Origin of the sequence: Ramlibacter sp., from assembly GCF_035706265.1 — a bacterium.
Lineage (GTDB): Bacteria > Pseudomonadota > Gammaproteobacteria > Burkholderiales > Burkholderiaceae_C > Ramlibacter.
The window spans coordinates 1-10,172 of the sequence record NZ_DASSVG010000106.1 but is presented as its reverse complement, the minus strand read 5'-3'; the positions used below and the strand labels follow the sequence as shown (position 1 = coordinate 10,172).

Genomic DNA, 10,172 nt, shown 5'->3' with positions numbered 1-10,172 from the left:
CTCGGTCACGGTGGCGGCCTTGCCGCGCACGGCATCGGCGATCGCCAGCGCCTCCTTGTGGCTCCAGACGCGGTCGGCGCGCTTTTCGGGGTCCTCCGGGTCCTTCCTGAACTTCGGGTCGAACCACTTGCCCGGGTATTCGCCCGCCTGGGCGGCGAAGCTGGCGTGGATCTCCCAGTAGTCGCGGCTGACGAACTTGCGGATCTGCTCCTCGCGTTCCACCACGATCGCCAGGGGGGGCGTCTGCACCCGGCCCACGGTGGTGAGGAAGAAGCCGCCGTCGCGCGAGTTGAAGGCGGTCATGGCCCGGGTGCCGTTGATGCCCACCAGCCAGTCGGCCTCCGAGCGCGAGCGCGCGGCGTGCGCCAGGCCTTCCATCTGCCGGTCGGTGCGCAGCCTCTCGAAGCCTTCGCGGATCGCCTGCGGCGTCATGGACTGCAGCCACAACCGTTGCACCGGTTTGTGAGCGCCTGCTTTCTTGCCCTTGGCGGGGCTGTCGCCCTCAAAGGCGAACTGCTCGATCAGGCGGAAGATCAGCTCGCCCTCGCGCCCGGCGTCGCAGGCGTTCACCAGCTCGGTCACGTCCTGGCGCCGGGCCAGCCGGACCACCGCGTTCAGGCGCGACTTGGTCTTGTCCACCGGCTTCAGGTCGAAGTACGGCGGGATCACCGGCAGGTGGGCGAAGCTCCACTTGCCGCGCTTGACGTCGAATTCCTCCGGCGCGTGGATTTCCACCAGGTGGCCCACGGCGCTGGTGACGATGTACTTGTCGTTCTCGAAGTACTCGTCGTGCTTGTCGAACTTGCCGGCCACCGGCGTCAGCGCCCGGACGATGTCCTGGGCCACCGAGGGCTTTTCGGCAATCACCAATGTTTTCACGGACCTTCCCGCGCGCCTTGCGGCCCGCGTCCCTTGCGTTCTTACAATCGCGCTTTCCTCGCGCGCGTACGCGCACGCGCGTACGCGTACGGATCCAAGTTAACAGAAAATTCTTCATGCCCGCCAAAGCCGCCGCCGCCCCCAAGACCAACCGCCGCATCCAGGTCCGCAAGTCGGGCGTGCACGGCAAGGGCGTGTTCGCCCTGCAGGACCTCCCCGAAGGCGAGACCCTGATCGAGTACGTGGGCGAGGTCATCACGTGGAAGGAGGCTCAGCGGCGCCACCCCTGGAACCCGGAAGACCCGAACCATACGTTCTATTTCCATGTCGACGACAAGCGCGTGATCGACGCGGCGGTGGGCGGCAACGCGGCGCGCTGGATCAACCACTCCTGCGATCCGAACTGCGAGGCCGACGAAGTCGAGGGCCGCATCTTCATCAAGACGCTCCGCAACATCAAGGCCGGCGAGGAGCTGAACTACGACTACGGCCTGATCATCGACGAGCCGTACACGAAGAAGCTCAAGGCGGAGTATCCCTGCTGGTGCGGCAGCAAGAACTGCAGGGGCACGCTGCTGGCGCCCAAGCGGCGGAAATGAGCCGCGCCTGCGCGGCCCGAGGAAGCCATGAACTGGCCGGCTGAAGCGATCTGGGAGGCGGTGGCGCCGCTGGTGCCCGGCTTCACGGTCGAAGTCCTGCCCGAAGTCGATTCCAGCAACACCGAGCTGATGCGGCGCGCCCGCGCCGGCCGCAACGAGCCGGTCTTGCTGGTGGCCGAGCAGCAGACCGCCGGCCGTGGCCGGCTCGGGCGCGGCTGGCAAAGTGCCGCCGGCGACTCGCTGACGTTCTCCCTGGGCCTGCCGCTCGCGCCGGCGGACTGGGCGGGGCTCTCGCTGGCCGTGGGCGTGAGCGTGGCCGAGAGCCTGCATCCGGCGATCCGCCTCAAGTGGCCCAACGACCTCTGGTTCGAGGACCGCAAGCTGGGCGGCATCCTGATCGAGACGGCGAGCTTCGGCGAGGGCGGCGGCGCCGAACGCTACGCCGTGATCGGCATCGGCCTGAACGTCGCGCCCCGCCCGGCCCAGGGACTCTCCACTCCGCCGGCCTGGCTGCGCGAGTTGCTGCCCTATGCCGAAGCCCCCGACGTGCTGCAGCTGGTCGCCGCGCCGCTGGTGGCCGACGTGCTGAACTTCGCGCAGGCCGGCTTCGCGGCCTTCCAGCGCCGCTTCGAGGCCCGCGACGCGCTGCGCGGGCGTGCCGTGACGCTCAGCGACGGCAGCGCCGGCCTCGCCCAGGGGGTGAGCGCCACGGGCAGCCTGCTGGTGCATACTGCGGCCGGCCTGCAGGCCATCAGCAGCTCGGAGGTGAGCGTGCGGCCGGCAGCGCCCTGAAGCCAAGCCATGCTGCGCCTGATCGTCCTGCTGCTCCTGCTCGCCAACGGCGGCTACTACGCGTGGTCGCACGGCCTGCTGCTGCCCTGGGGCGTGGGGCCGACCCAGCAGGCCGAGCCGCAGCGCCTGCAGCAGCAGATCCGGCCCGAGACGGTGCGCATCCTGCCGCCGGAGGAACTGCGGCAGCTGCAGGAGCAGGTGGCGCTGGGGCCACGCCCGGCCGAATGCCTGGCCACGGCCGCCCTGGACGAGCCGCAGCTCGCCCCGCTGCGCACGGCGCTGCAGGCCTGGCCGGCCGGATCGTGGAACTTCGAGACCGTGAGCGAGCCGCCGCGCTGGGTCGTCTACATGGGCAAGTACGGCGATGTCGAGCAGCTGGCGCGCAAGCGGGCCGAGCTGCGCCAGCTGGGCATCACGTTCGAGGCCCCGACCAATCCACAGTTGCAGCTGGGGCTGTCCCTGGGCAGTCACCCCAGCGAAGCGGCGGCGCTGCAGCAGATCGAGGCGCTCGCCGCGAAAGGCGTGCGCACCGCCCGCGTGCTGCAGGACCGGCCGGAACAACGCGGCCAGCGCCTGCTGCTGCCCGCCGTGGACGACAACCTGCGCCCGCGGCTGGACGAACTCAAGCTGGCGCTGGGCGCCAAGACCCTGCGGCCCTGCCGCTAGACAACACCAGGAGACCCACCGATGTCGCTCAAGCTCTACTACGCCTCCGGCGCCTGTTCCTTCGTGCCGCACAGCCTGCTGGAAACCGCCGGCGCCGATTTCGAGCCGGTGGTGGTGAAGCTGCACCGGGGCGAGCAGAACGAGCCGCCGTTCCGGGCGCTGAACCCGCGCGGCCAGGTGCCGGTGCTGGTGGACGGAGGCGAGGTCATCACCCAGATCCTGGCCCTCATCCAGTACATCGACGCGAAGTTCCCGCAGCAGCAGTTCCTGCCGCGCGAGACGCTGGCACGCACGCGCGTGCTGGAGACGCTGGCCTGGATGAACAACACGGTGCATCCGACCTTCACCCACGTCTTCATGCCCAACAAGTTCGCCGGCACGCCGGAGGCGCAGGAAGAGCTCAAGGCCTTCAACCGCAAGGCCTATGCGGGCTACCTCGGCGAGATCGATGCGATGGCGCAGAAGGCGGCAGAACGCGGCCAGCCGTGGCTGGGCGGCGAGCACTTCGGCCCGCTGGACGTCTATGCGCTCACGCTGCTGCGCTGGGGCGGACTGGCGCAGATCGACCCGGCTGGCTATCCCACCCTGTGGGCGCACGTGCAGAAGGTGGCGCAGCAACCCGGCCCGGCGCGCGCGATCGAGCGCGAGCGGCTGCAGCTGAACCTGTACAAGCCGGCCTGAGGCTCACACCCGCGCCGCGCTCTCCTCGGCCGGCTCCGTCTCCTCGTCGGGCGCGCCGAAGCGCACGGTGACCCGCGTGCCGGGCGGGTTGTGGCCCGGGTGCGCATCCTCCAGCTCGATGGTGGCGTGGTGCTGGCGGGCGATCTCCTGCACGATGGGCAGGCCCAGGCCGGAGCCGTCGACGTTGGTGCCGAGCGCACGGTAGAAGGGCTGGAACACCAGTTCGCGCTCCGCTTCCGGGATGCCCGGGCCGGTGTCCTCCACCTGCAGCACCAGCACCTGGCCGAAGGGGTCGGCCAGGATGCGGGCGGTGACCACGCCCGGCTGCTGCTCGCTCGAGGGCGTGTAGTTGACCGCGTTGTCCAGCAGGTTGCGCACCAGCTCCTTCAGCAGCGTGGCGTTGCCGTACATGCGCACGCCGGGCGACCCGGGCTCGGGGCCGTCGTAGCCGAGGTCCAGGCGCCTTTCCATCGCCCGCGGCACCGTGTCGCGCACCGCATCCATCACGATCTCCACCAGGTCGCAGGGCTGGCGCACCACCACCTTGCCGCTGTTCTCCGCCCGCGCCAGCGCCAGCAACTGGTTGACGGTGTGGGTGGCGCGCATGCTGGAGCGGCCGATCTGCTTGAGCGACTGCTTCAGCTCCTCGGGGTGGAACTGTTCGCGCTGCGCCAGGTCGGCCTGCATGCGCAGGCCCGCCAGCGGCGTCTTGAGCTGGTGGGCGGCGTCGGCGAGGAAGCGCTTCTGCGTCGCGATCGAGTTCTTCAGGCGCGTCAGCAGGTCGTTCACCGAGGACACCAGCGGCGCCACTTCCAGCGGCACCACCTTCTCGTCCAGCGGGCTCAGGTCGTCCGGCTTGCGGGCGCGAATGCGCTCCTCCAGTTCCGACAGCGGCTTGATGCCGCGCACCAGCGCCAGCCACACCAGCAGCACCGCCAGCGGCAGCACCACCAGCTGCGGCAGCATCACGCCCTTGATGATCTCGGTGGCGAGCACGGAGCGCTTCTCGCGCGTCTCGGCCACCTGCACCAGCGCCGGCTGGGCGCCCGGCACGTCGATGCGCACCCAGGTGTAGGCGACGCGCACGCCGAGGCTGCGCATCTCGTCGTCGCGCAGCCGCGTCTCGCCGGGAACGGGGCGCTCGTCGTCCGGCGGCGGCGGGAAGTCGCGCTCGCCGGCGAGCAGCTCGCCGTGCGCGCCCAGCACCTGGTAGTAGATCTGGTCGGCGTCGTCGGCGCGCAGGATCTCGCGCGCCGGCTGCGGCAGGTTGAAGGCGGCGCGCTGGCCCTGCACCGTGATCAGCTGCGCCAGCGCCTGCACGTTGTATTCGAGCGCGCGGTCGAAGGGCTTGCCGGCGATGCTCTGCGCCACCAGCCAGGTGAGCGCCAGGCTCACGGGCCACAGCAGCAGCAGCGGCGTGAGCATCCAGTCGAGGATCTCGCCGAACAGCGAGCGCTGCTCACGCTGGAAGATTTTCATGCGACAGGTTCGGCGTCCGGCGTCGGGCGTTCAGCGTGGACGCACGCTCAACGTGGAACGCCCAACGCTCAACCCGGAATTTTCTCCAGACAGTAGCCCAGCCCCCGCACCGTCGCAATGCGGATCGGCCCCTTCTCGATCTTCTTGCGCAGGCGGTGGATGTAAACCTCGATGGCGTTGTTGCTCACCTCCTCGCCCCACTCGCACAGGCGCTCCACCAGCTGGTCCTTGCTGACCAGGCGGCCGGCGCGCTGCAGCAGCACTTCGAGCAGGCCCAGCTCGCGCGCCGAGAGTTCGACCATCTTGCCGTCGATGGTGGCCACCCGGCCCGCCTGGTCGTACACCAGCGGCCCGTGCTTGATCGTGCTGCTGGTGGCGCCCATGCCGCGGCGCGTGAGCGCGCGCACCCGCGCCTCCAGCTCCGACAGGGCGAAGGGCTTGGCCATGTAGTCGTCGGCGCCCAGGTCCAGGCCCTTCACGCGCTCCTCGATCGCATCGGCCGCCGTGAGGATCAGCACCGGCATCGTGGAGCCGCGGGCGCGCAGCTTGCGCAGCACTTCCAGGCCGTGCATGCGCGGCAGCCCCAGGTCCAGGATCAGGAGGTCGAACTCGTTGTTCGTCATGAGCGCGGCGTCGGCTTCGGAGCCGCTGGCCACGTGGTCGACGGCCGCGCCGGAAGCGCGCAGGCTGCGCAGCAGGCCGTCGGCGAGCACCTGGTCGTCTTCGGCGATGAGGATCCGCATGCTGGTCTCCAGGGGCGCCTGCGGGGGCGCCAGATTCCGGCGAATTCTAGGTTCGCGACCTCGCGTGGAACTGACGTGGATCAGCCGGCGCTGCCCGCATACGCTTCCAGGCCGATGGCCACCACCGTGGCCACGTCGGCGCCGACCTCGGCGCGGAACTCGCGCTCGGCCTGCGCCACGGCGTCCTTGAAGGCCTGCAGCCAGGCCAGCCCGGTGGGCGTGAACTGCACGATGCGGGCGCGGGCGTCGCGCGGATCGGGCTCGCGCGTGACCAGACCCCAGGCCTCGCACTGGTTCACCAGGTCGCCCATGGCCTGCTTGCTCATTCCGGCGCGCTGGGCCAGGTCGGTCAGGCGCGTACCCTGCAGTTCGAGGTGGCGCGTGATGTGGATGTGGGCGGCGCTCACCTGCGCGCGCGCGGCGAGGTTGGAGAGGGCCAGCGGCACGTCGACGTTGTGGGCCATCAGGTGCAGCACGCGCTCGTCGAAGCGCCGCATGGCCTCGCCGAGCAGGCGCCCCAGATGCGTCAGGCGCCAGCCTTCGTCCAGTGCATTCATGCCCAAATCGTAAGGCAAACTGACCAAAAAACCCGTTGTCCGGGTGCGATCGGCCCCGTTACATTACTGGCCATGCATCCAGCCTGTTGTTGGATCCAGCTGGAAAACACACACCGAACCCATTGATGCGCAAGGAGAAACCGAAGATGGACGCCCAAGTCAAAGGCTCGAAGGTCGCCGCCGCCGACAACGAGAAAGCCAAGGCCCTGGCCGCCGCGCTGGCCCAGATCGAGAAGCAGTTCGGCAAGGGCACGATCATGCGCCTGGGCGAAGGCGAGAAGATCGAGGACATCCAGGTCGTCTCCACCGGCTCGCTGGGCCTGGACATCGCGCTGGGCGTCGGCGGCCTGCCGCGCGGCCGCGTGATCGAGATCTACGGCCCGGAATCCTCGGGCAAGACCACGCTGACGCTGCAGGTGGTGGCCGAGATGCAGGCCCAGGGCGGCCAGTGCGCCTTCGTCGACGCCGAGCACGCGCTCGACATCCAGTATGCGCAGAAGCTGGGCGTGAACGTGTCCGACCTGCTGATCTCCCAGCCGGATACCGGCGAGCAGGCGCTGGAGATCGTCGATTCCCTGGTGCGCTCCGGCGCGGTGGACCTGATCATCGTCGACTCGGTGGCGGCCCTGGTGCCCAAGGCCGAAATCGAGGGCGAGATGGGCGATTCGCTGCCCGGCCTGCAGGCCCGCCTGATGTCGCAGGCGCTGCGCAAGCTCACCGCGACGATCAAGAAGACCAATTGCATGGTGATCTTCATCAACCAGATCCGCATGAAGATCGGCGTGATGTTCGGCAGCCCCGAGACCACCACCGGCGGCAACGCGCTGAAGTTCTACGCCTCCGTGCGCCTGGACATCCGCCGCACCGGCACCATCAAGAAGGGCGAGGAGGCGATCGGCAACGAGACCAAGGTGAAGGTGGTGAAGAACAAGGTCTCGCCCCCGTTCAAGACGGCGGAATTCGACATCCTGTTCGGCGAGGGCATCAGCCGCGAGGGCGAGATCATCGACATGGGCGTGCAGGCCCAGGTGCTGGAGAAGTCGGGCGCCTGGTACGCCTATGCGGGCGAGAAGATCGGCCAGGGCCGCGACAATGCGCGCGAATTCCTGCGCGAGAACCCCGATCTCGCCCGCGAGATCGAGAACAAGATCCGCGACCACCTGGGCATCCCGCTGCTGCCGGCGGACGCCGCCGAGGAAAAGTAAGGGCGGACCATGGCCTTCGGCCAGTTGTCGGTCAAGGGCCGCGCCCTGAAGCTGCTGGCCGCGCGCGAATACTCGCGGCAGGAGCTGGAACGCAAGCTCGCCGCGAAGGAGCCCGAGCCCGATCCGGGCGAGCTCCGGCGGGCGCTCGACGAACTGCAGGCCAAGGGCTTCCTCGACGAGCAGCGGGTGGTGGAGTCGATCCTGCACCGCCGCGCCGGCCGCCTCGGCGCCGGGCGCATCCGGCAGGAGTTGCAGGCCAAGGGGATCGACGCGGAGCGCGTTGCCGTCGCCGTCGCGAGCCTCAACGCCACCGAGTTCGAGCGCGCCCGCGAGGTCTGGCGCAGGAAGTTCGGGGCGTTGCCGGAAGATGCCGCACAACGCGCGAAGCAGGCGCGCTTCCTGGCCGCGCGCGGCTTCAGCGGCGAGGTGGTGCGCCGGGTGCTGAATACGGCGGACGACGAATGAACGGGCTGGAAGCCGGCTCGCACTCGCAGCTGGCTTCCGCCGCGATCACGCGGTGCAGTTGCGCGAAGCGCTGGTCCACCGCGCCCGAGAAGAGCGGATCGGCCGCCGCAGCGCCGACGGACGCCGCGATCGCCTGCCAGTCGGCTGCGTCCAGGTGCTTCGCCGCCGCCGGGAACAGCACCAGCTCCTCGAAGGCGATGTTGTGGCGCAGCCGCTCGGCATAGAGCCGCGCGTTCAGCGCCACCAGCTCCAGCGAAACCGTTTCGCGCCGCATGGCGCCTTCCATGTCGCGCAGCAGGTCCGCGCCCTGGCGCGCCAGCCGTGCGTGCTGCGCCTCGAGCTCCTCGCACAGCTGCGTGTCCAGCGCGTTGCGCGCCACCAGCCGTTCGGCCATCCGGTCCTCGAGCGGGTGGTGCGAAACGTCGGGGAAGTTCGTCAGGTACTCCAGCACGTCGACCAGCAGGCCCACGTGCGACGCGGCGGGGTCGGGCTCCAGCGAAGGCTGCCGTTCCAGCAGCCCGATGAGGACCGAAAGGTCCCGGTGCTGGGCCATCAGGGAATCGAGGATGGCTTGCATGGGAAGCAATCTATCAGGGCCCGGAGTCCATGCTGGCCGTGCCGGAATGCGGCCGCTGCGTCCTGCCGGCCACTAGACTGGCCTTTCCACGCGCAACCGGGTCCACCATGACAGCCTCCGCCAGCGGCGGCGCGGTCACGCGCCGCTTCATCGTGTACCGCTACGACCCCGACCGGGACGCCAGGCCGTACATGCAGAAGATCGATGTCGCGCTCAAGGGCGACGAGCGGATGCTGCTCGATGCGCTGATCACGCTCAAGGAGCTGGACCCGAGCTTCGCCTTCCGGCGCTCCTGCCGCGAGGGCATCTGCGGCTCCGACGGCATGAACATCAACGGCTGGAACGGCCTCGCCTGCCTGACCAACCTGCGCACGCTGAAGGACCCGATCGTGCTGAAGCCGCTGCCCGGCCTGCCCGTGGTGCGCGACCTGATCGTGGACATGACGCTGTTCTTCCAGCAGTACCACTCGGTCAAGCCCTACCTGATCAACGACGAGCCGCTGCCCGAGAAGGAGCGGCTGCAGTCCATCGAGGCGCGGGAGGAGCTCAATGGCCTGTACGAGTGCATCCTGTGCGCGTGCTGCTCCGCCAGCTGCCCCAGCTACTGGTGGAACCCGGACAAGTTCGTCGGCCCCGCGGGCCTGCTGTGGGGCTACCGCTTCCTGGCCGACAGCCGCGACCAGGCCACCGGCGAGCGGCTGGAGAACCTGCACGATGCGTACCGGCTGTACCGCTGCCGCACCATCATGAACTGCACCAACGTCTGCCCCAAGGGGCTGAACCCGGCCCAGGCGATCGGCAAGATCCGCGAGATGATGGTGCGCAAGAGCATCTGAGCGAACCCCAGCGCTCGCGCCCTCAGATCCCCAGCATCAACTTGAGGTTCTGCACCGCCGCCCCGCTGGCGCCCTTGCCCAGGTTGTCCAGCCGCGCGATCAGCACCGCATGCGCATAGTCCATGTTGTGGTACACGCGCAGCTCCATCTTGTTGGTGTCGTTCAGCGCTGTCGGCTCCAGCTTGCCGTCGGCGGTGGGCTGTTCCACCGTCACCCATTCGCTGCCCTGGTAGTGGCGCTTCAGCACGCTTTCGAGATCCGCCGGCGTGGGCTTGCCGGGCAGCGTGTTCAGGTGCAGCGGCAGCTGCACCAGCATGCCCTGGCGGAAGTTGCCCACCGAAGGAACGAAGAGCGGGCGGCGCACCATGCCCGTGTACTTCATGATCTCCGGCAGGTGCTTGTGCTTCAGCCCCAGCGCATAGAGCTCGTACGCCGGCGCCTGCCCCGACTCGTAGGCCTCGATCATCGTGCGGCCGCCACCCGAATAGCCGCTCACCGAAGGCAGCACCACCGGGTAGTCGGTGGGCAGCACGCCAGCATCGACCAGCGGGCGCAGCAGGGCGATCGCGCCGGTGGCGTAGCAGCCCGGGTTGCTCACGCGCTCGGCGCGCACGATCGCCTCGCGCTGGCCGGCCGCCAGCTCGGGGAAACCGAACACCCAGCCCTCGGCCGTGCGGTGCGCCGTCGAGGCAT

Annotated in this window: 12 protein-coding genes and 1 pseudogene; 7 read left to right on the top strand and 6 right to left on the bottom strand. The window is 69.3% G+C overall.

The window, feature by feature from the left end:
- A partial coding sequence (locus VFM98_RS04150) for a DNA topoisomerase (protein ID WP_325108638.1) occupies positions 1–879 on the bottom strand: 879 nt, incomplete at its 3' end.
- A 116-nt stretch (positions 880–995) separates the two neighbouring features.
- On the opposite strand from VFM98_RS04150, the pseudogene VFM98_RS04145 reads away from it, so the two are divergent.
- From VFM98_RS04145 to VFM98_RS04130, 4 genes and pseudogenes are all read left to right on the top strand, one after another.
- Positions 996–1,469: pseudogene (locus tag VFM98_RS04145) on the top strand (SET domain-containing protein); the annotation flags it as partial.
- A gap of 36 nt (positions 1,470–1,505) precedes the next feature.
- The gene (locus tag VFM98_RS04140) at positions 1,506–2,270 is read left to right on the top strand and encodes a biotin--[acetyl-CoA-carboxylase] ligase (RefSeq protein WP_325108636.1); all 765 of its coding nucleotides are present in this window, start codon (positions 1,506–1,508) and stop codon (positions 2,268–2,270) included.
- Positions 2,271–2,279: 9 nt separating this feature from the next.
- Positions 2,280–2,936, top strand: coding sequence for an SPOR domain-containing protein (locus VFM98_RS04135; RefSeq protein WP_325108635.1), 657 nt, complete (start codon positions 2,280–2,282; stop codon positions 2,934–2,936).
- 21 nt (positions 2,937–2,957) lie between these two features.
- The gene (locus VFM98_RS04130) at positions 2,958–3,617 is read left to right on the top strand and encodes a glutathione S-transferase family protein (RefSeq protein ID WP_325108634.1); all 660 of its coding nucleotides are present in this window, start codon (positions 2,958–2,960) and stop codon (positions 3,615–3,617) included.
- Positions 3,618–3,620: 3 nt separating this feature from the next.
- Here VFM98_RS04130 and VFM98_RS04125 read toward each other — a convergent pair whose 3' ends face one another.
- The 3 genes from VFM98_RS04125 to VFM98_RS04115 all read right to left on the bottom strand — a co-directional run bounded on the left by VFM98_RS04125 (position 3,621) and on the right by VFM98_RS04115 (position 6,396).
- The gene (locus VFM98_RS04125) at positions 3,621–5,096 is read right to left on the bottom strand and encodes a sensor histidine kinase (RefSeq protein ID WP_325108633.1); all 1,476 of its coding nucleotides are present in this window, start codon (positions 5,094–5,096) and stop codon (positions 3,621–3,623) included.
- Between the two features lie 68 nt (positions 5,097–5,164).
- Positions 5,165–5,839: a response regulator transcription factor gene (locus VFM98_RS04120; RefSeq protein WP_325108632.1), complete on the bottom strand. Its 675-nt coding sequence runs from the start codon at positions 5,837–5,839 to the stop codon at positions 5,165–5,167.
- A gap of 80 nt (positions 5,840–5,919) precedes the next feature.
- A complete protein-coding gene (locus tag VFM98_RS04115; RefSeq protein ID WP_325108631.1) occupies positions 5,920–6,396 on the bottom strand; it encodes a MarR family winged helix-turn-helix transcriptional regulator in 477 nt (158 codons plus the stop codon).
- Positions 6,397–6,542: 146 nt separating this feature from the next.
- On the opposite strand from VFM98_RS04115, the gene recA reads away from it, so the two are divergent.
- Positions 6,543–7,601, top strand: coding sequence for a recombinase RecA (gene recA / locus VFM98_RS04110; RefSeq protein ID WP_325108630.1), 1,059 nt, complete (start codon positions 6,543–6,545; stop codon positions 7,599–7,601).
- Between the two features lie 9 nt (positions 7,602–7,610).
- On the top strand, positions 7,611–8,066 hold the full coding sequence (gene recX / locus VFM98_RS04105) for a recombination regulator RecX (protein ID WP_325108629.1): 456 nt from the start codon (positions 7,611–7,613) through the stop codon (positions 8,064–8,066).
- On the opposite strand, the gene VFM98_RS04100 is transcribed toward recX, so the two are convergent.
- Positions 8,017–8,643 (bottom strand): hemerythrin domain-containing protein, encoded by a 627-nt coding sequence (locus tag VFM98_RS04100; RefSeq protein ID WP_325108628.1) that lies wholly within the window; start codon positions 8,641–8,643, stop codon positions 8,017–8,019. The two genes, recX and VFM98_RS04100, sit on opposite strands and share 50 nt — an antisense overlap.
- A 107-nt stretch (positions 8,644–8,750) precedes the next feature.
- Between VFM98_RS04100 and VFM98_RS04095 the strand changes: the two genes are divergently transcribed.
- On the top strand, positions 8,751–9,479 hold the full coding sequence (locus VFM98_RS04095) for a succinate dehydrogenase iron-sulfur subunit (RefSeq protein ID WP_325108627.1): 729 nt from the start codon (positions 8,751–8,753) through the stop codon (positions 9,477–9,479).
- 22 nt (positions 9,480–9,501) lie between these two features.
- Here the strand turns inward: VFM98_RS04095 and argC are convergent.
- A partial coding sequence (gene argC, locus VFM98_RS04090; RefSeq protein WP_325108626.1) for an N-acetyl-gamma-glutamyl-phosphate reductase occupies positions 9,502–10,172 on the bottom strand: 671 nt, incomplete at its 5' end.